The sequence below is a fragment of the Paenarthrobacter sp. AT5 genome, from assembly GCF_032764245.1.
Lineage (GTDB): Bacteria > Actinomycetota > Actinomycetes > Actinomycetales > Micrococcaceae > Arthrobacter > Arthrobacter ureafaciens.
On sequence record NZ_CP136441.1, the window covers coordinates 4,083,117 to 4,102,608 of the forward strand.

Sequence of the window (19,492 nt, forward strand, 5' to 3'; positions counted from 1 at the left end):
ATTTGTGCGCGTTTTGACGGCTCAAAACGCGCGGTGCTGCGACCCAGTTGGGCCAGATGGGGGCAATTAGCGCGCCGGGTCGATCATGGTCATCCCGGCCACGGTCGCTGTGTCGAAGGTCGGCAAAAGGGCCGCCGCTTCCTCCAGGCCGATTGTCCGTTCAATGAGCATCTGCGGCTGCAACGCGCCCTGCTCGATGAGCGCCATCATGCCCGGGTAGTCCACCGCTGCCATGCCGTGGCTGCCCAACAGGTCAAGCTCCCAGCCGATCACCCGATCCATCGGGACGCGCGGGTGCCCGTTGATGGAAGACAACAAGCCGATCTGCACGTGCCGTCCCCGCCGGCGAAGGCTAAGGATCGCGTCGGCGCACGTCTGTTCACTTCCGACGGCGTCAATTGCCACGTGGCTGCCACCACCGGTCAGCCGGTTGACGGCTTCGGGAATGTCCGTCCCGTCAGCCAGCACGGTATGGTCGGCACCCACGCGGGCCGCCACGGCGAGCGCTTCCGGGTTACGGTCCACCGCCACCACCCGTGCCCCCAGCGCCTTGGCAATCATCACAGCGCTCAGGCCTACACCCCCGGCACCAACGACCGTTACCCATTCTCCGCTCTTCACCTTTGCCCGGGCAGCGAGGGCCCGGTATGCGGTGGCGAAGCGGCAGCCGAGGCTTGCCGCCGTCGTAAATTCAACACCGTCAGGAATGGCAACCAGGTTGCTGTCCGCAGCGTGCAGGGCCACATACTCGGCGAACGATCCCCAATGAGTGAACCCGGGTTGCTGCTGGTCCGGGCAAACCTTTGCGTCCCCGGCGAGGCACCATTCGCAGGTGCCGCAACCGCAGACGAACGGGACGGTGACGCGGTCGCCGGCCTTCCAGCGCGTCACGCCATGCCCGACGGCGGCGATCACCCCTGCGAGTTCGTGGCCCGGAACGTGCGGAAGGGCGATGTCGTCGTGTCCCGCCCAGGCGTGCCAGTCGCTGCGGCACATTCCCGTGGCCACAACCTTGACCACAACACCGCCGTCAGGCGCTTCGGGGACGGCAACTTCCCTTACGTGGGGTTGGCTTCGGACGTCGTCAAAAATCACTGCTCGCACGCTCTCGACTCTACAAGCTGTCACACTTCCGGGGTCCCTTCCGACATCCCTGATGTAAGCAACCAACCGGAAAGGAAACACCATGCCACGCATCAACATGGGGCGCAGCAACAAGCTTGGATACGCCGCCGTCATTGGACTGGAGGGCTACGCCCGAAAGTCCGTGGAGCCCGAACTGTATGAACTCATCAAGCTGCGCGCTTCCATCCTCAACGGTTGCGGGTTCTGCGTGGACATGCACGCAACCGAAGGCCGGAAGCGCGGCATTCCTTCGCGGAAACTGCACGCTGTGGCCGCGTGGCAGCACTCGAAGGTGTTCTTCGACGCCCGTGAACAAGCCGTGCTCGCATTGACGGACGCGGTCACCCGGCTCGGACCGGACACCGTCACTGACGAGATCTGGAACGCTGCCGCCACGCACTTTGACGACGGCCAAATGGGTGCGCTCATCCTCGCCATCTCCACCATCAACGTGTGGAACAGGATTGCCGTCAGCACGCAGATGGAACCGCCGGTTGATGAGAAGAACCCGATTGCTTGAGGGGTAGCGTGGAGGGCATGACTCTTGCGGTGTCGGCTACTGCGGCGTGGCAAAGCGAACGGAACCGCCTCCTGGGCATCGCCTACCGGATGTTGGGCGACTTCGGCCACGCGGAGGATGTTGTCTCCGAAGTGGCGATCGACGCCGTCCGGCAGGAACGTCGGTCCGGCGTGGACTCCTGGCCCGCATGGCTGACCACGGTGTGCGTGCGCCGCTCGATCGACCGTGTCCGTCAGTTGGCCACGTTGCGTGAGGAATACACGGGTCCCTGGCTGCCTGAACCGGTGGACGTTTCCCGGCTTCCCGAGGAAACGGTAGCCAACCGCGAGCTCCTGTCCCTGACCTTGCTGCACCTCGCCGAGCAGCTTGCACCGGAAGCGCGGGCGGCCCTGGTGCTGCACCGCGCTTTCAGCATGTCCGCGCCGGAGATTGGGGAGATCCTGGAGAAATCACCCGCAGCCGTGCGCCAGATGATCTCGCGTTCGGAACGGCGCCTCGAGATCGACCCCAACGCTCCTGCACCACGGGCCAAGGACCGCGCCGCGCTGGAGAAGCTGGTTCTCGCCATTGAGGACGGCGATATTGAGACAGTGGTGGCCATGCTGGACCGGGACGCCGTACTCTGGGCCGACGGCGGGGGCAAGGTCAAGAGCGCCATGAACCCGCTGTTCGGGGCGGCCAGGATCGCGCGGTTCTTCACCGGCATCCTGGGCAAGGCCGTGGCTTTCGATCCTTCGCAGCCGGTCAGGGCCGAAATCGTCGACGTAAACGGCGAACCCGGCATGGTCCTGAGGCATCAAGGCCGCGCCGACGTCCTGGTGATCGACGCCGGACCTGACGGCACCATCCGGGGAGTGCGCCAGGTCTCCAATCCGGACAAGCTGACCCGGGTTTCGTTGTAGCCGGGTTTCGTTGTAGCCCGTGTGGCGGCTTCGCGGGAAACCTGCGGGCACGGAGGAAGCCTCCTGTGAAATGGCACGCTTCCCGCGAACCCGGCGAGCTCGACTTCCGGGGCCTAGTCCCCCACCGAGCCACTCACCCGGAGAGCATTGATGATCGCCGGGATGGAGGCAATCAGCATCACCACGGCCCACACCAGGGCCACAACCACGGTGATGAGTGCCCAAAACTGGTCCCCTATGGACACCAGCGGCCCTGGCAGGAAGCCGTGGATCACCCCAAGGATCACCTGCAGCAGCACGGAGAGTGCCAGCAGCAACACCAGCCCCGTGATCTTGAAGAACTTCGGCTGGCTCAGGATCAGCAGGACCGCGAACACGATCTTCAGGAGCAACAGAAGGCCCAGGATGGCTGCGGCCTGCCCCTTGGGGAAGCTTCCCCAGAGCGCCAGGTAGGCCAGTGTTCCGAACGGTGTGGCCACAAACAGCCCGATCATCAGGAACAGCTTGGCCAGGGCCAGCATCGCGGTGAGGAAAGCTGCGATCACCCAGAGGAACGTCACCACCAGGGTCACGATGCCTTGGATCCGCCCGTAGGCGCGCAGGTCCGTGATCAGGCTCAGTCCGAGCATCACCACCGTGAACAGCAGCAAGCCGTCCAAAAACGCGAGGAAACCTATGCCGGTACCGGGCGGATCGGCGTCGGCCCTTTGCGTTTTCAGGAAGACATCCAGCGGGACGCCCAGCCTCCCTGCCTCATCGGCAGACACAGGTTCGACGGCGGTTTGGCCCAGTACCAGCGACATGCCCACTTCGGTGAGGATCACCAACGCAAATACGACGACGGCGGCGATGAAGAACGGACGGCGCAGCGCACCGGGATCCGGCCCACTACGGAATCCTCCACGAATCGACCACGCTGCGGTCATGGGTCAATTGTGGCACCGCGCGTTCCAGTTACAAGGGGATGCAGGGCTAGCTGCTAGCCCCCGATGCCACTACGCCCACGCCCAATCCCGCGATGATTCCACTGCTGGCCCGTTCAACCACAGTGTTCACCTTGGGGCGTTTGAGCCACCGCATGGCCTTGAACGCCACCACGGCCACCATGGAAAGGTAGGCGAAGGCAATGACGGCCACCGTGACGCCCAGGATGAGGGACGTTCCCATGGTGTCTCCGCCGTGGGGGATGAACTGCGGGACCACGGCCAGGTAGAACAGGCCCACTTTGGGGTTGAGCAACGTCGACAACGCCCCGGCACCCACAGCGGAGAGCCTGCTGTACGGAAGGGGTGCGTCCTGGCCGTCCCCCGATATGCCGGCTTTGGCGGCTTTACGGGACTTGATGAAGGAGGAAATGCCGAGGTACAGCAGGTAGAGGCCACCGGCGATCTTGATCCACCGGAACAGCTCGGCTGACTGCTCAAGGATCGCGGCGAGACCGACGCCTACCAGCGCTGCCCAGACGATCGCCGCGCCCGCCGAGCCGGCAGCGGCAGCGATCCCAGCGCTCGGCCTGTTCAAAGCGATGCGCAGCACCAGGAAGGTGTCAGGGCCCGGAGTTACGGACAGCACCAGGCAAAGCCCGGCGAAAGCAGCGAGGGATGCGAGAGTCACAAGACTGATTGTGGGGCATACCCGCAGGTAGCGGAAGCTGGCTCGTCCGGGCGCTTAAGGTGACTGATTTCGGCCTGGAAGAGCTGCAGAAGCACTTCGGCCTCGACTTGGCATACTGAGCACCAGCTCCCGCTACGGACCGGCCATAAGGTGGACGCTTTTGCGCAGCCCTATGCCTCGCGTGAAACCATGAGCACCATGGCCCAGAAGATTGCGTACCAAGGCGAACCGGGAGCCAATTCCGATCTCGCTTGCAAGGAAATGTACCCCGGATACGAGAGCGTGCCCTGCGCCAGCTTCGAGGATGTTTTTGAGTTGGTATCCAACGGCGACGTGGACCTGGCCATGATCCCGATCGAGAACTCCATTGCCGGGCGCGTGGCGGACATCCATATCCTCCTTCCACAATCCAGCCTGCAGATTGTGGGCGAGTACTTCCTGCCTATCCGTTTTGACCTGTTGGGAATCCCCGGCGCCACCATCGAAGGGGCAACGGAAGTCCACAGCCACATCCACGCCTTGGGCCAGTGCCGGAAGATCATCAGGGAAGCCGGACTGAAGCCTGTTATCGCCGGTGACACCGCCGGTTCGGCCCGCGAGGTGCGGGACTGGAACGATCCCCGCAAGTTATCCCTGGCCCCGCCGCTTGCTGCCGGGCTGTACGGACTGGAGGTGCTGGCCTCGGGAGTCGAAGATGATCCCACCAACACCACCCGCTTCGTAGTGCTGGCGCGGGAGACTGCCCTTCCCACAAAGGCGGAGCTTCCCGGCCCGGCTATCACCACATTCGTGTTCCGCGTCCGCAACGTTCCGTCCGCGCTGTACAAAGCACTGGGTGGATTTGCGACCAACGGCCTCAACATGACACGGCTCGAGAGCTACATGGTGGGTAACGAGTTCACGGCCACCATGTTCATCTCCGACGTCGAAGGCCATCCGGAAGACGCGAGGTTGCGGCGGGCCCTGGAGGAACTCGAGTTCTTCACCACCGAGGTCCGGGTCCTTGGCGTCTACCCGGCAGACGCGTACCGCGCAAAGAGCACAGAGACCGCGGGTGCAAGCCAAATATTAGGCTAGTTATTAGCCTGATAATTGGCTAGAATTGGGTCATGAAGACGGTTCCCCTCAGCGAGGCCAAGGACAAACTCTCGGCCTTGGTCGAAGAAGCAGACACCACACACGAAATCATTCAGATCACTCGCCACGGACACCCGTCGGCCGTCCTCATGTCTGCGGATGACCTGGAATCACTTCAGGAAACCATCCACTGGCTGTCCCAACCGGGCCTACGTGAGGATCTTGCACAGGCTCGCCGCGATATCGCAGAGGGCAACACAGTAAGCGGCGATGACCTGCGCCGTGAATTCGGACTGCCTCCCCGGTGAGCAATTCCAGCTTGGAGGGCGAGCCGTGGAACATTCAGGTCACAAGTCCGGCACTGAAAACATTTCACCGGCTTCCCGAAAAGGCCGCCTCCGCCATAGTGGAGTTCATAACCGGGGCCCTGGCAGGCAACCCACACCGCCTCAGCAAACCCCTGACCAATGAACTTCTTGGCATGCGCACCGCCCGCCGAGGTGATTACCGCGTGTTGTTCACCCTCGACATCGAGGACCACGTGCTCTACGTCCATCGAATTCAGCACCGCGCAGTTGTCTACAAACCTCGCTGATTCGTCAGCACCTAGAAGTGCGTCGGTTCCTCCACTAACGCCGTGGCAATACTGTCCGCATCTTCCAGCGCTGCGAGGTACCGTTCTGCATCCAACGCGGCCGCGCAGCCGGTGCCCGCAGCGGTGATTGCCTGGCGGTACCGGTGGTCCACGGCATCGCCGCATGCAAAGACCCCGGACAGGTTGGTGCACGTGGTGGGCGAATCCACCTTGATGTAGCCCTCGGCGTCGAGCTCAACCTGGCCGGCCACGAGCTCCGTGCGGGGCAGGTGCCCGATCGCAACGAAGATCCCGTTTGCCGCTTGCTCGCGGGTTTCACCGGTCCGCGTATCCGTGAGGGTTACGCCCGTGACCTTGGAATCGCCATGGATGGCCGTCACTGCCGAATTCCACGCGAAGCGGATCTTTGGATTGTCTTTCGCCCGCTGGGCCATGATGCGGGAGGCACGCAGCTCGCCTTTACGCACCACCACGGTCACGGACTTCCCGAACCGCGTCAGGAAGGTCGCTTCCTCCATGGCGGAGTCGCCGCCGCCCACCACAATGATGTCCTGCTCGCGGAAGAAGAAGCCGTCGCACGTGGCACACCAGGACACTCCATGGCCGCTGAGTTTCTTCTCTTCCGGGAGACCGAGTTCCTTATAGGCCGACCCGGTGGCAAGGATGACGGCCGGAGCTTCGTGGGTCTCCCCTGCCCCGGTGACCACCGACTTAAGGTGACCCTGCAGTGACACCGAGGTGACGTCGTCGAACACTATTTCAGCGCCGAACTTTTCCGCCTGTGCCTGGAGGCCATCCATCAACTCCGGGCCTTGGATGCCATCGGGGAACCCCGGGAAATTCTCCACTTCGGTGGTGTTCATGAGGGCCCCGCCCGCCGTTACGGAACCGGCCAGGACCAAGGGCTTGAGGCCCGCGCGGGCGGCGTAGATTGCTGCGGTGTAGCCGGCGGGGCCGGACCCTATGATGATCAGCTGTTGCGTGCTCACAAAATCTCCTTGGCTCGGCGGGTACCCATCAAGTGCAACAAGTACCCGCCAAGCAATCAAGGGTTATCCGCTCACAGGCGCTTTGTCCTGCTCGCTTGCCTGGACGCGCGACCGGGAGCTGCCGCGGCTTAGCTTGCTCGGCCACCAGACCTTGTCTCCGATGTCGTAGGCGAGGGCGGGGACCAACAGCGAGCGCACCAGGACGGTATCCAGAAGCACGCCGAAGGCAACAATGAACGCTAGCTGAACCAGGAACATGATGGGGATGACACCGAGGGCCGCGAACGTGGCTGCCAGGACCACGCCTGCCGAAGTGATGACACCACCGGTGACGCCGAGGCCGCGGAGGATGCCCGGACGGGTGCCGTGCTTGAGCGATTCCTCGCGGACGCGGCTCATCAGGAAGATGTTGTAATCCACGCCCAGCGCCACCAGGAACACGAAGCCGAACAGCGGCACCGTGGCGTCGGCACCCGGGAATCCGAAGATCCCGTTGAAGACCCATGCGGAGACGCCCATCGCCGCGCCGTAGGACAACACCACGGACAACACCAGCAGCACGGGGGCCACCACGGACCTGAGCAGCAGCATCAGGATGAAGAGGATGACCACCAGCACGATCGGAATGATCACCACCAGGTCCCGCTGGGCGGTGGTGTTGGTGTCCAGGGCGGTAGCCGTGATGCCGCCCACCAGCGCTTCGGAATCCACTTCCTTCAGTGACGTCCGCAGTTCCTTGACGGTCTCTTCCGCCTCGAGCGAGTCCGCCGCGGAGCTGAGGGTCGCGTTTATGAGTACCCGCCCGTCGCGGACGGCCGGGTCAGCCGGCGCTCCCGGAGCGCCGGTAACGGGAATGTTGCCTTCGGCCAGGAGGTAGGCGTCGCTGACGCCGTTGGTTGCCTTGACCTTGTCCAGCACCTGCCGGGCGCTGCCTTCGGAAACCACCACGACGGCGGGGCTGCCGCTGCCGGCGTCGAAGTGCCTCGCCAGTGCTGCCTGGCCGTCAACGGCGTCGGACTTGGCCAGGATGACGTCGGTCTGCGGAACACCGTTGGCTTTCAACTGCGTAATGCCGATCGAAGCGACCGCAAGGAGCAGGACGGAGGCGACCCATACGATGCGCGGCCGTTTGGAAACCAGCGAACCCACACGGCGCCACAGACCCTTTTGCCCCTCAAGTCCGGTGACCAGCTCAGGTTCGCGTTCGTCGTCGGGCAGTAGCTTGGGCCGGAAAGGCCAGAAGGCCGCGCGGCCCAGCAAAGCCATGAAAGCAGGAAGGAGGGTCAGTGCCGCCAGGAGGGCGCATACGATACCGGCCGCCGCCACAGGCCCAAGGCCCTTGTTCGAGTTCAGGTCGGAGAAGAGGAGGCAGAGCAGAGCGATGATGACGGTTGCGCCGGAGGCCAGGATCGGTTCGAACGATGCCTTCCACGCGGTGAGAACTGCTTGCGTTCGGTTGGTGGTGTGGGTCAGCGCCTCACGGAACCGGGCAACGTAGAGGAGCGCGTAGTCGGTTGCCGCGCCGATCACCAGGATGGAGAGGATGCCTTGGCTCTGGCCGTTGAGCTGGATCCAGCCGGCCTTTGCCATGCCGAAGACCAACAGGATGGCTGCTGACAGCGCAAAGACCGAGGTCAGCAGCACGGCGATCGGCAGGACCACTGAGCGGTACACCAGAAGCAGGATGATGAACACCGCACCGAGGGCCACCAGGAGAAGGATGCCGTCGATGCCGCCGAAGGCGTTCACGAGGTCCGCCGTGAGTCCGGCGGGTCCGGTCACGAAGGCCTGCATGCCATCGGGCGCGCCGGGCTGGACCACGTCGCGGAGCTCCTTGACCTTCTCGCGCAGCTCATCCGAGGACGCAATGGGGACGATGAACTGGACAGCCTTGCCGTCTTCCGACGGGATAGGGCCCACGACGGCGCTGCCCAGCTTGAGTGCCTCAATGTCGGCCTTCAGCTTGGCTGCTTCGCCGAGCTGTGCGGGTGTGAAGGCTGAGTCGTTCTCGATGATGACGACGCCTGGAATTTCCTCGGAGTCGCGGAACTTGGCTTGCCACTCCGCTGCGGCGGTCGCTTCAGCGCTTGCAGGCAGGAACGATGCTTGGTCGTTCGAGGAGACTTCGCTGATCCGGCCGAATGTCGGTCCACCAATGCCTGCGATGCCGAGCCACGTGATGACAAGCACCACGGGCACTAACCATCTGAGCCAGAAAGGCACCTTCGATGTCATGAGTCCTTCTTCCAGGGAGGGGTGGCGGGGTTTACTATTTATTAGACAATAGAGTATCTCCACCATGGAACTATTCCAATCCTCTGATTCGGAAATACCTCGTGGGTCCGGAGCGGGAGTAGTATCCGGAAGGCAGCAAACATGAAAGCAGGAGGGTCAGCATGGCTGAGGCTTGGGCCGAACACCCCAATAGTGCTGACGAGGCCACGGAGCGCCCGCAACCCGGGGCCATGCCCGGCGGGCCGCCCGGGCCCGGGACGCAACCGGACCCGCCCCCGTCCGGCGGGCCCCCTCAGGGCGGGCTGACGCAGGACCTCGTGCGCGTGCTGCAGGATTTCACCCTCGAGGCCAACCACTACGTGGATGCGGCCGGGGGGCGGAGAGAGATGCACCGTACTGACCTCAACGCCCTGGCCGTGATCATGCGGCACTCGGCGGCAGGCCGCGTAGTAACCCCCGGGGTCCTCCGCAGCGAGTTGCGGCTGAGCTCGCCCGCCACCACGGCGCTGGTGGACCGGCTCCATGCATCCGGCCACCTGACCCGCGAGCGCCTGGGCTCCGACCGCCGGCAGGTCCAGCTCCATATGACCCCCAAGGCCTACCAGGATGGCAGCGCCATGTTCCTTCCCCTCGCCCTGCGGATGGGCAAAGCGATGGGAGCCTACACTCCTGAAGAGTTGGAGCTGGTGCAGCGCTTCATGACGGACATGGTGGAAGCCACCATCGCGGCGCGCCACGAAGCAACCCACCCACCCCGAACCCAACTAGGTCGCAATTGTGCGCGTTTTGACCGCTGAAAACGCGCACAATTGCGACCTAGTTGAGTGGGCAAGCTGTAGCGTTTCCCTATGAACGAGCAGCAGCCAGAAGATGTCTACACCCACGGACACCACGAGTCGGTTGTCCGGGCCCACGCCTCACGGACCGCCGAGAATTCGGCCGCGTTCGTCATACCTCACCTGACGCCCGGAACGGCCGTGCTCGACGTCGGTTGCGGACCGGGCAGCATCACGTGCGACTTCGCGCGGCTGGTCGCCCCCGGGCACGTGATCGGGCTGGACCGCTCACCCGATGTCATCAACCAGGCCGCCGAGCTGGCGAAGGACCGCGGCGTGGACAACGTCGAGTTCCGCACCGGCAATATCTACGACCTCGAATTCGAGGATGAGTCGTTCGACCTCGTCCACGCCCACCAGGTCCTCCAGCACCTGACCGACCCCGTGGCAGCGCTGCGCGAAATGCGGCGGGTCGCAAAGGCGGGGGCCATCGTCGCGGTTCGCGACGCCGACTTCCACGGCATGAGCTGGTACCCGGAAGTCCCCGAATTGGACGAATGGATGGAGCTCTACCAGAAGATCGCCCGCCGCAACGGCGCCGAGCCCGACGCCGGACGCCGCTTGGTCTCGTGGGCGCAGCAGGCCGGGTTCGGACAGGTTTCGCCAAGCAGCAGCAACTGGCTCTACGCCACGGCCCAGCAACGCGCGTGGCAATCCAGGGTCTGGAGCGAACGCGTGTTGCATTCGGCCTTCGCCGAGCAGGCTCTTGAATACGGCTTCGCCAACGAGGCCGACCTTGCCCGCATTGCAGCGGGCTGGCATCGTTGGGGAGCCACCGAGGACGGCTACTTCCTCATCCCCAACGGCGAAGTCATAGCCCGGGCGTAAAAAAGTTTGCCGAACCACGTAGAAAATCCGGTATCAGTTCCGACCTATGAGTGAAGGCAACCACACAGGGAGCCCCTCACCAAGGAGTTCAGAGATGAAATACATGATCATGATGTTCGGATCCGCCGAGGGCATGATGGAGACCGCTGATCCGGAGTGGGTCAAGGAAATGATCGGTTTCATGATCCTGATCGACAAGGATCTCCGCGATTCCGGTGAACTTGTGTTCAACGCCGGACTGGCAGACGGAAGCACCGCCAAGCTGGTCAAGCAGACCCCGGATGGCGTCATCACCACGGACGGCCCCTACGCCGAGGCAAAGGAGTCCCTGATCGGGTACTGGGTGGTGGACGTCGCCAGCGAGGAGCGGGCCGTGGAGATCTGCTCCAGCATCGTCAAGTACGCGCAAGTGGTGGAACTCCGCGCCATCCCGGACGGCCCGCCGGAGGTCTAGCCTATGGCCGGGGCACCGGAGAAGAGCCACCTTGAGGACCTGCTGCGCACCCTCGCGCCGCAGGTCCTTGGCGCGCTTGTCCGCAGGCACGGCCAGTTCGACGCCTGCGAAGATGCCACCCAGGAGGCGCTCATCGAGGCTGCCCTGCGGTGGCCCTCCGGGCTTCCGGACAACCCGAAAGCCTGGTTGCTCTCCGTTGCCAACCGCCGGTTGATCGATGCTTGGCGCAGCGAGAGCGCCCGCCGGGGCAGGGAAGAGCAGGCAGCGGCCACGGAGCCGCCCAACACCTCCCTGCCGGACCCCGTTTCCGAAGCCGATGACACCCTCACGCTCATGTTTCTCTGCTGCCACCCGGCTCTCTCCGCACCGTCGCAACTCGCCTTGACGCTCCGGGCAGTAGGAGGACTCACGACGGCGGAAATCGCCTCCGCGTTCCTCGTCCCGGAAGCCACCATGGGACAGCGCATCAGCCGCGCGAAGCAGGCGATCCGGAAGGCGGGCGCCAGGTTCGAGCAACCGGCGACGGCGGAGCGGAACGCCAGGCTCGGCGTCGTACTTCACGTCCTCTACTTGATCTTCAACGAAGGCTACGCGGCAAGCTCGGGTGACTCGCTGCAACGCGAGGACCTCACGGCGGAAGCCATCCGCTTGACGCGGCTGCTGCTGGAATCCCTTCCGGACGAGCCGGAGGCAAGTGGGCTGCTCTCACTGATGCTGCTCACGGATTCCCGGCGCGCGGCGCGGACTTTGCCGGACGGAATGCCCGTGCCGTTGGCGGATCAGGACCGCAGCTTGTGGAACTGCGGGCAGATCGGGGAGGGCATCGCCTTGCTGTCCTCGGTCCTCGGTCGCGGTGGGCCGGGGCGCGGGGCACCGGGGCCGTACCAACTCCAGGCCGCAATCGCCGCCGTCCACGCCGAAGCAGCGTCCGACGCGGAAACCGATTGGCCGCAGATCCTTGCCCTCTACACGGTGCTTGAGGGGTTGGCCCCGAGTCCCGTGGTGACCCTCAACCGGGCCGTTGCCGTTGCACGCGTCAGCGGACCCGCCGCGGGGCTGGCCGTGCTGGACGGACTGGGCTCCTCACTGGGGAAGTCGCACCGGCTGGACTCGGTACGGGGGCATCTACTGGAACTTTCCGGTTCGTTCCGGGAAGCGCGTTCCGCGTACGTGGCCGCCGCCGCCAAGACGGGAAGCCTGCAGGAAAGGCGGTACCTGATGGGCAAAGTGGCGGATCTGGATTCGCGGGGCACTTGGTGATAGCGCTCACAAACACCATATAGTCGAAACCATGGAACAGCGCATACTTGGCAAGACCGGCCGGAACGTCTCAACCGTGGGGCTGGGCACCTGGCAACTTGGGGCCGACTGGGGATCCGTTACAGAAGAGGACGCCTTGGCGGTGCTTGAGGCATCCGTCGACGCCGGCGTCACCTTCTTCGACACCGCGGACGTGTACGGCGATGGCCGCAGCGAGCAACTCATCGGCCGGTTCCTGCGCAGCAACCCGGACCTTAGTATCACCGTGGCTACCAAGATGGGCCGACGCGTCGACCAGGTGCCGGAGAACTACACGTTGGCCAACTTCCGTGAATGGACCGACCGCTCCCGCCGCAACCTCCAGCAGGACACGTTGGACCTGGTCCAACTGCACTGCCCGCCGACGCCCGTGTACAGCAACTCCGAAGTGTACGACGCCCTGGATACCTTGGTCAGCGAAGGCGTCATCCGCAATTACGGCGTCAGCGTTGAACGTACCGATGAAGCCCTCGAAGCCATCAAGCGCGGCAACACCGCCACCGTGCAGATCGTCCTCAACGCCTTCCGGCTCAAGCCCCTGGACGAAGTCTTGCCCGCCGCCAAGGAGGCAGGGGTCGGCATCATTGCACGGGTTCCGCTGGCGTCCGGCCTCCTGTCCGGGAAATACACCGCGGAAACAACATTCCCGGAGAACGACCACCGGAACTACAACCGCACCGGCGCAGCATTCGACGTCGGTGAAACCTTCTCCGGCGTCGACTTCGCCACCGGCGTCAGGGCAGCGCAGGAGTTCAGCCAGTTGGTTCCCGACGGCGTCACCACCGCACAGGCGGCCCTCGCCTGGGTGATTGCCCAAGACGGCGTCAGTTCAGTCATTCCGGGTGCCCGGTCGGCGTCGCAGGCCCGCGCGAACGCTGAGGCGGGCTCCGTCTCGCTGGAAGGCAGCCTTTTTGATGGCGTCCGGGACATCTATGACCGCTACTTCCGCGAAGCGATCCACCCGCGCTGGTAGGCGGCAGCTGTGGCGGCGCCACCAGTCGGTCGCCGCCACAGATGTCCTATGGCGAGCCGCGGGCTCGTCCTCGTCGACTATGGATTGAGTCCGAGGCGACGGCCGCAATCAGTCCCAGCGTCATGGGCGAAACGCCTCCATCAACAAAAGCCATGGCGAATAAATTGGTCCTCGTTGTGTGGATTGTTTCATAGAGCAGAATCGAGAGAACCGAGGCCAACACCAAGGTGACGAACACGAGTGCCTTTAGGCGAACACTGACCGCAAGCCTTCGATAGCCGACGGTAGCCGAGAAGCACACTAAGATAGTAGCTACGTGAAGTTCCCAAGGAAACCGCTTGGCAATAGATACTGCAGGTGTGCCGGTGAAGTCAAAGAGATACCCGTTGAGCATGCCCTCTGATTGCAGGGCGAGATATCCGGCTGCCAGCACAACGGCGAATGACAAAATTGGAACCACAGCTAGTGAAGTCTTCGAATGCTGCATCCAATTGCTACTTAAAAGCCAACGGCAAAGCGGCTCTTCGCGGTTGATGGTGAAACAGGTTCCGTGTCTTGAAATCTGAAGGGCTCGTAGCCCTGCTGTGATGGATGTTCTCTACGCATTCATCAAGAGTCAGGAGCTACGAGCCTTGAACGAGCCTACTTCGCCGCGCCCCGATGCTGCCACCGCCATTTTCAACCTGCCCGACTACCGGGTCACCGGCACCGAGGTCCTCGCCTTCGGGCAGCGACGGATCCGCGTCGTGGCCACCGCCGAGGCCGGCTGCCCGTCCTGCGGCGTGATCAGCACCCGCGTGCATTCACGCCGGTCACAACGCCTGCGTGACATCCCTGTCGCCGGCCCGGTCGAAGTGGTCTGGGCCAAGCGGAGGTTCTTCTGCGATGAGTACCTGTGCCCCCGCCGGACATTCACCGAGGAGACAGCCGAGGTACCGCGCCGGGCACGGTCCACCCGCCGGCTCCGTGAGGCCCTGGTGGCCGCCGTGATCGGTTCCGGGAGGGCCGCCGCCGAGGCTGCCTCTTCATTCGGTGTCTCGTGGTGGCTTGTCCAGCGGGCACTGGATTCCGCGGCGCTGACGCTGCCCGATGTCGATGCCCTGGCACCGCGGATGCTCGGCATCGATGAACACCGCTACCGGTCCGTGCGGTTCTTCCGCGACCCTGCCACGAAGGCCTGGAAACGCTACGAACCCTGGATGACCACCATCGTCGATCTCGACACCGGACAAGTCCTCGGGATCGTTGACGGCCGCGACAGCGAGGGGGTAGGAGACTGGCTGTTCGCCCGCCCGCTTCAGTGGCGGCTGGGCGTGCAGGTCGTTGCCATCGACCCCTCGGCGGCGTTCCGCAAGGCCCTGCGGATGTGGCTTCCACGCACCGCTGTCTCAGTCGACGCGTTCCACCTGGTCAAGCTCGGCAACGACATGCTCACCGAAGTCCGGCAACGACTCACCCAGCAGACCCATGGTCGGCGGGGGCGCTCCATCGATCCGGTCTGGGCCAACCGGCGACTGCTCCTGCGCGCCGGGGACACGCTCTCGGATCGGGCCCGGGACAGGCTCAGCAACGTGTTCGCGACCGACGATGTCACCGGGAAGCTGCAGGCCGCGTGGCTGGTCAAGGAACAGCTCCGGGCCCTGCTGACTACCGGCTCTCTTGCCGACGCTGCCGCCGCGAAGGACCGGCTGCAGGTCCTGGTCGAGCGAGCCGCGCAGCCGGAGACGAACCGGCTGTGGCGCACAATCTGCCGGTGGTGGAAAGAGATCGAAGTCCTCATTGTCACCGGTGCGACAACCGCGAAAGTGGAAGCCAACAACACCGCGATAAAACACATAAAGAGGACGGGTCGGGGATTCACCAACGCACGCAACTACAAAACCCGTATCCTGTTGCGCAGTGCCGCCAGAACAGCGGCATGAACATCCCTCACGGCAGAACGTTCACCACGAACCGTGAAGAGCCGGCAAAGCGGAATAATTGAACTTGGCGCTGCTTTTTAGACGGTCAAGTTCAACTTGTCCTGACCCGGGGGAAGCATTCGGTTGAACCACGAGATTGCTTACAAACTTCCCGGTCAAATTCGAGTTGGCTTTAATGGGAGTTGCATCCACATCCGCGGGCAGGAGATGCGTGACGACAGCCCGCCCTCCGTTCTCCTGAACGCCCACTCTTACGCCTGAAAGGGCGAACTGCTCTTTCGTTGTGCACGAAGATCCCCCTACAGAGCCAACACCGCGCAGTTGAACGATGATGCATATCTGCGTTCCGCCCTCTGCTTGTGCAACGGAATATTTGCCATTTGTGTCCTCTCCGAGAAGACGAAGACTGGCGGGGTCGACGGCAGCCTGCCCCGGTATAGACCTTGCGATTTCCTTGTCCTGCAAACCCTGAGGGAAAGCCAGCGCGGGGACCAGCACCGGTGTATCCAGAGAGGTGATCTGTTGAGCCATAGCTGGTGACGCGCCTATGGCCAGGCCTGCCACCGGGACGCAAGCTAGTGAAAGCACCTTGGAAAATCTTTTCATGGTTTTCTCCTTAGAAGTCTTCTTTGCCATCAATCACGGAATTGCTCACATGTCATCGCAGGCTGTCCTGGATTAGAGTAGTTTGAATTCCACCAGCACTCTTGAAAGGCGCTGTAGTGCAATGTTGACCAATTATTTGTCCAACTACCCGTATCGCCAGATGCAGAAGAGATCCAATAACCCGTAGCGCCGTCGTAGCTTGCCGTGTACTGATAGTTACTAAAGCCGTACCCCGCCGCGCCCATGCCCGTGTAGACACGACCACCCGAGTCAGTGCCGGTTGCACTTCGCCAGAGACTGTTCGCAAAGCTTTCGCCATCGAAGTAACGATAATTCCATGAGGCGTCCGCTGCTGGCGCCAGAAACATTAGTAAAACACTCAGGCAGCACGCCACTATAGGCAGTGCGAAAGGTTTCAGCTTTGACGTTGAAGTTTTCATTTTCCCTCCATCGTTATGGTGGGAACCCCGTTCTGAGACTAGTACTGATGAAGGAAGTTATCAACGATCTCGCTGAATTTCCACGATTAATTCTTTCGACCACGCGCGGGCAAAGCGAGAACGACCTCGAAACACAAACCTTCGGTTCATGACGCGAAATATGTCGAGTTTAATCCCGAGCTGATGGCTAATGGCTCTGGAGGCAGACTTCAGGCTATTGGAGAATGACACCCGCGCTGGTAGGCGGCAGGCCGGCGTCGTGCTTTAGCGTCGCCGGCTTCACCAGCCGCTGCGGGTTGGCGTGTGGCCCTTCCGGGCGTCGTCCGGCATGGCCATTTCGGCGCGCAACCCCAGCAGGCGGATAGGCCGGTCGGGTTCCATCTTGGAGGTCAGGTCCAGGGCCTGGGCGAGGACCTCGGCGCGGTCGAAGGTTTCGGGGATTTTCCGTGCATAGGTCTTGGTGAAGAACGGTTTGTAGCGGACCTTGAGCGTCAGCCCGACCACAGGCCGGCCCTCAGCTGCGACGTCTTCCAAAACCCTGGCGGCAAGTTCCTTGATGGCGTCGCTGATTTGAGCGGGCTCGGTCAGGTCCTGCTGGAACGTGGTTTCCCGGCCGTGCGCCCGGGCAACCCAAGGGGTATCGTCAACTTCGCTGGAACCTTCACCCCTGCCGAGTTGTGCGTACCAAGGGCCCATTTTCGGACCGAATTCTTCCACGAGGCTGGACGGGTCCACAGCGGCCAGTTCATTAACGGTGTTAATGCCATGATCCGCGAGCCTCTTGGAAATCTTGGGTCCAATTCCCCATAAATCCCGCGTGGGCCGATCCCCCATGACCTCGAGCCAATTCTGCTCCGTCAAGCGAAAGATGCCAGCCGGTTTACCGAAGTCCGTGGCATTCTTCGCGCGGACCAAGGTATCGCCGATGCCCACACTGCAGTGCAACCGGGTGTTCTTGAGGACCTCCTGCTGGATCTGCCTGGCGTAGCCGTCAGGGTCCTCGGTGGTCACCCCGACGAAGGCCTCATCCCAGCCCAGCACCTGCACCGTGGCGCCGGGCTGATCCCGGAGGGTGGCCATCACAACCTCTGAGGCGGCGAGGTATGCCTCCTGGTCAACAGGGAGGATGATCGCGTCGGGCACTTTCCGGGCGGCGATGCGCAGCGGCATGCCCGAACCTACCCCGAACTTCCTGGCCTCGTAGGACGCCGTGGACACCACAGCCCGCTCGCCCGGATCCCCGCGACCTCCCACAATAAGGGGCTTCCCGGCGAGTTCGGGCCGTCGAAGTATCTCGACCGCTGCTATGAACTGGTCGAGATCGACGTGCAGGACCCACGGGATTCCGGTCACGGCATTAGTCTGCCTCACTCGCCCGGCCAAAGCACCATAAGCTGATCTGGTGCATTTTTCCCTTTGGCTGGCCTTGGTTGGTGCCGGCACCCTGATCAGTTTCACTCCCGGCGCCGGGGCAATCTTCACCATGAGCAACTCGCTCAACTCGGGCTTCCGACGCTCCATTTGGGGCATCCTCGGCCAGCAAGTGGCACTGGTCATCCACATTGTGATCGTGGCGCTGGGCGTTGGCGTCCTGGTGTCCAATTCGCCGCTGATCTTCAACATCATCCGCTACGCGGGGGCGGCCTACCTCGTCTATTTGGGAATCCGGCAGTTCCTTCACAAGCCGGACCTGGACAAGGAATCCGTCGAGGAGAAGAAGAACGAACCCGCGCTCTCCATGTTCCAGCGCGGCATCTGGGTGAACCTGCTCAACCCCAAGGCGATCGTGTTCTTCCTGGCTTTCATGCCGCAGTTCATCCGGCCGAGTGAGCCCCTGCTCCAGCAATACGTCGTGCTGACGGCCACGGTGATCGTCATCGACATCATGGTCATGTGGTTCTTCTTTGCCCTCGCCGCCAGGTCATTCCAGCGCTTTACCCATAACGCCCACGGGCAGAAGATCCTGAACCGCGTCTTCGGCTGCCTCTTCGTCCTGGTTGGCGTCCTGCTGGCAGTGATCCACTAACTCCGGCTACGCGGGAACAGTGGATCCCCTGACCACCAGCGAACTCTCCAACGTCACGTGCGCTTCCGTCAGGGCCAGCCCCTCCATCAGCGCCCGCAACTGCTCGCCCGCTTTCCGCCCCAGTTCCGTCGCGGGCAGGTGCACGCTGGTGAGCGACGGGTTGCTTGTGGCGGAATACGGGAGGTCATCGAAGCCGGCCACGGCCACTTCCTCCGGGATCCGGATACCTTCCACACGGGCCTCCTGCAGCACGCCATAGGCGTGGGTGTCGGTGCCGCATACGACGGCGGTAACTCCTTCGCGCCGCCAGGAAGGCCAGGCTTCGGCGAAAGCAGCGGCGGCCTCGCCGACGTCGATGGACGTGCTGATGACGTGGTCCGCGGAGACAGTGAGCCCGCAGCGGGAAGCTTCCTCGAGAAACGCTTCACGGCGCAGTTTGAACGTCTCCGTCCCCGTGATGCCGTCCACGTAGGCGGCCCGGGTGTGCCCGGATGACGCGAGGTGGCGCGCCAGTTCGCGGGCGCCTTGGGCAACATCCAGGTTGACTGACGGCGCCCAGGAATCCAGCCCGGGGGCGTCGAGCAGGACCAGCGGACCGCCGGCGGAAAGGTCTTCCAGGAACTCGGCGCTGGGAGCGCCGACCAGCAGTCCGGCGGGTCGGAGGGCCAGCAGCTTACGGACGTCGTCAGCCTGGGGTGACTCCCCGGCGTCGGTCACGGAGAGCAGCAGCTGGTATTGGGCACCCAACGATTCGCGGACGCCGGCAATCACGTTGGCGAAGAAGGGGTTGGACACGTCCGGCGTCACGAGGATGACGATCGAACTGACACCGCGTGCCAAGGAGCTGCCGATGCTGTCCACCACGTAACCGAGCTCAGCGATCGCAGTCCGGACCCTGGAAATGTTCTCCTCGGAGACCCGCCCTTGGGTCTTGCCGTTGGCAACCAGGGAGACGGTCGCCGTCGAAACCCCTGCCTTGGCCGCCACCATCGCAGCCGTAACGCGGGGCGCGCGCGTGCGGGTCTGTTGGTGGCTGTCCATGCATCGATCC

Annotated in this window: 22 protein-coding genes; 12 read left to right on the forward strand and 10 right to left on the reverse strand. The window is 63.3% G+C overall.

The window, feature by feature from the left end; all coding sequences use genetic code 11:
* Positions 1 to 66: 66 nt before the first annotated feature.
* The gene (locus RI444_RS18990; RefSeq protein WP_207605470.1) at positions 67 to 1,104 is read right to left on the reverse strand and encodes a zinc-dependent alcohol dehydrogenase family protein; all 1,038 of its coding nucleotides are present in this window, start codon (positions 1,102 to 1,104) and stop codon (positions 67 to 69) included.
* A gap of 82 nt (positions 1,105 to 1,186) precedes the next feature.
* Here RI444_RS18990 and RI444_RS18995 point away from each other — a divergent pair, with 82 nt between their 5' ends.
* Positions 1,187 to 1,645: a carboxymuconolactone decarboxylase family protein gene (locus RI444_RS18995; RefSeq protein WP_021472902.1), complete on the forward strand. Its 459-nt coding sequence runs from the start codon at positions 1,187 to 1,189 to the stop codon at positions 1,643 to 1,645.
* Between the two features lie 17 nt (positions 1,646 to 1,662).
* Positions 1,663 to 2,547: a sigma-70 family RNA polymerase sigma factor gene (locus RI444_RS19000; protein WP_062099364.1), complete on the forward strand. Its 885-nt coding sequence runs from the start codon at positions 1,663 to 1,665 to the stop codon at positions 2,545 to 2,547.
* Between the two features lie 113 nt (positions 2,548 to 2,660).
* Here the strand turns inward: RI444_RS19000 and RI444_RS19005 are convergent, their stop codons facing one another.
* Both RI444_RS19005 and RI444_RS19010 read right to left on the reverse strand, forming a co-directional pair.
* On the reverse strand, positions 2,661 to 3,473 hold the full coding sequence (locus RI444_RS19005; protein ID WP_207605469.1) for a hypothetical protein: 813 nt from the start codon (positions 3,471 to 3,473) through the stop codon (positions 2,661 to 2,663).
* Between the two features lie 46 nt (positions 3,474 to 3,519).
* Positions 3,520 to 4,161 carry a LysE family translocator gene (locus tag RI444_RS19010; RefSeq protein ID WP_021472905.1) on the reverse strand — a complete coding sequence of 214 codons (642 nt, stop codon included), beginning with the start codon at positions 4,159 to 4,161 and terminating at the stop codon, positions 3,520 to 3,522.
* A 198-nt stretch (positions 4,162 to 4,359) separates the two neighbouring features.
* Here RI444_RS19010 and RI444_RS19015 point away from each other — a divergent pair, with 198 nt between their 5' ends.
* The 3 genes from RI444_RS19015 to RI444_RS19025 are packed head-to-tail and all read left to right on the forward strand — an operon-like array spanning position 4,360 to position 5,833.
* Entirely contained in the window at positions 4,360 to 5,238 is an 879-nt protein-coding gene (locus RI444_RS19015; RefSeq protein WP_043427191.1) for a prephenate dehydratase, read from the forward strand.
* Between the two features lie 32 nt (positions 5,239 to 5,270).
* On the forward strand, positions 5,271 to 5,546 hold the full coding sequence (locus tag RI444_RS19020) for a type II toxin-antitoxin system Phd/YefM family antitoxin (RefSeq protein WP_021472907.1): 276 nt from the start codon (positions 5,271 to 5,273) through the stop codon (positions 5,544 to 5,546).
* On the forward strand, positions 5,543 to 5,833 hold the full coding sequence (locus tag RI444_RS19025) for a type II toxin-antitoxin system RelE family toxin (RefSeq protein WP_242703204.1): 291 nt from the start codon (positions 5,543 to 5,545) through the stop codon (positions 5,831 to 5,833). The genes RI444_RS19020 and RI444_RS19025 overlap by 4 nt, the downstream gene beginning before the upstream one ends.
* 11 nt (positions 5,834 to 5,844) lie before the next feature.
* Here the strand turns inward: RI444_RS19025 and trxB are convergent, their stop codons facing one another.
* Both trxB and RI444_RS19035 read right to left on the reverse strand, forming a co-directional pair.
* Positions 5,845 to 6,822: a thioredoxin-disulfide reductase gene (gene trxB, locus RI444_RS19030; protein WP_207605468.1), complete on the reverse strand. Its 978-nt coding sequence runs from the start codon at positions 6,820 to 6,822 to the stop codon at positions 5,845 to 5,847.
* A gap of 63 nt (positions 6,823 to 6,885) precedes the next feature.
* A complete protein-coding gene (locus RI444_RS19035; RefSeq protein ID WP_207605467.1) occupies positions 6,886 to 9,057 on the reverse strand; it encodes an MMPL family transporter in 2,172 nt (723 codons plus the stop codon).
* Between the two features lie 230 nt (positions 9,058 to 9,287).
* Here RI444_RS19035 and RI444_RS19040 point away from each other — a divergent pair, with 230 nt between their 5' ends.
* From RI444_RS19040 to RI444_RS19060, 5 genes are all read left to right on the forward strand, one after another.
* Positions 9,288 to 9,854, forward strand: coding sequence for a MarR family winged helix-turn-helix transcriptional regulator (locus RI444_RS19040; RefSeq protein ID WP_410510808.1), 567 nt, complete (start codon positions 9,288 to 9,290; stop codon positions 9,852 to 9,854).
* Positions 9,855 to 9,905: 51 nt separating this feature from the next.
* The gene (locus RI444_RS19045) at positions 9,906 to 10,721 is read left to right on the forward strand and encodes a class I SAM-dependent methyltransferase (protein ID WP_021474094.1); all 816 of its coding nucleotides are present in this window, start codon (positions 9,906 to 9,908) and stop codon (positions 10,719 to 10,721) included.
* A 94-nt stretch (positions 10,722 to 10,815) separates the two neighbouring features.
* Entirely contained in the window at positions 10,816 to 11,175 is a 360-nt protein-coding gene (locus tag RI444_RS19050) for a YciI family protein (RefSeq protein ID WP_207605466.1), read from the forward strand.
* A gap of 3 nt (positions 11,176 to 11,178) precedes the next feature.
* Positions 11,179 to 12,435: an RNA polymerase sigma factor gene (locus RI444_RS19055; RefSeq protein ID WP_207605465.1), complete on the forward strand. Its 1,257-nt coding sequence runs from the start codon at positions 11,179 to 11,181 to the stop codon at positions 12,433 to 12,435.
* A gap of 31 nt (positions 12,436 to 12,466) precedes the next feature.
* Positions 12,467 to 13,447 carry an aldo/keto reductase gene (locus RI444_RS19060; protein WP_207605464.1) on the forward strand — a complete coding sequence of 327 codons (981 nt, stop codon included), beginning with the start codon at positions 12,467 to 12,469 and terminating at the stop codon, positions 13,445 to 13,447.
* 46 nt (positions 13,448 to 13,493) lie between these two features.
* Here the strand turns inward: RI444_RS19060 and RI444_RS19065 are convergent, their stop codons facing one another.
* A complete protein-coding gene (locus RI444_RS19065) occupies positions 13,494 to 13,934 on the reverse strand; it encodes a hypothetical protein (protein ID WP_128397104.1) in 441 nt (146 codons plus the stop codon).
* A gap of 145 nt (positions 13,935 to 14,079) precedes the next feature.
* Here RI444_RS19065 and RI444_RS19070 point away from each other — a divergent pair, with 145 nt between their 5' ends.
* A complete protein-coding gene (locus tag RI444_RS19070; protein WP_071416326.1) occupies positions 14,080 to 15,369 on the forward strand; it encodes an ISL3 family transposase in 1,290 nt (429 codons plus the stop codon).
* 21 nt (positions 15,370 to 15,390) lie between these two features.
* On the opposite strand, the gene RI444_RS19075 is transcribed toward RI444_RS19070, so the two are convergent.
* The 3 genes from RI444_RS19075 to RI444_RS19085 form a co-directional block, all read right to left on the reverse strand.
* Positions 15,391 to 16,005 carry a hypothetical protein gene (locus RI444_RS19075; protein WP_316963840.1) on the reverse strand — a complete coding sequence of 205 codons (615 nt, stop codon included), beginning with the start codon at positions 16,003 to 16,005 and terminating at the stop codon, positions 15,391 to 15,393.
* Positions 16,005 to 16,415: a hypothetical protein gene (locus RI444_RS19080; protein WP_128397105.1), complete on the reverse strand. Its 411-nt coding sequence runs from the start codon at positions 16,413 to 16,415 to the stop codon at positions 16,005 to 16,007. Before RI444_RS19080 ends, RI444_RS19075 begins: the two co-directional genes overlap by 1 nt.
* Positions 16,416 to 16,694: 279 nt before the next feature.
* Positions 16,695 to 17,768 carry a DNA polymerase IV gene (locus RI444_RS19085; RefSeq protein ID WP_242703202.1) on the reverse strand — a complete coding sequence of 358 codons (1,074 nt, stop codon included), beginning with the start codon at positions 17,766 to 17,768 and terminating at the stop codon, positions 16,695 to 16,697.
* Positions 17,769 to 17,817: 49 nt separating this feature from the next.
* On the opposite strand from RI444_RS19085, the gene RI444_RS19090 reads away from it, so the two are divergent.
* Complete coding sequence (locus RI444_RS19090; protein ID WP_021474088.1) at positions 17,818 to 18,441, forward strand: LysE family transporter; 624 nt, start codon at positions 17,818 to 17,820, stop codon at positions 18,439 to 18,441.
* Between the two features lie 6 nt (positions 18,442 to 18,447).
* Here the strand turns inward: RI444_RS19090 and RI444_RS19095 are convergent, their stop codons facing one another.
* On the reverse strand, positions 18,448 to 19,482 hold the full coding sequence (locus tag RI444_RS19095; RefSeq protein ID WP_021474087.1) for a LacI family DNA-binding transcriptional regulator: 1,035 nt from the start codon (positions 19,480 to 19,482) through the stop codon (positions 18,448 to 18,450).
* Between the last annotated feature and the right edge of the window lie 10 nt (positions 19,483 to 19,492).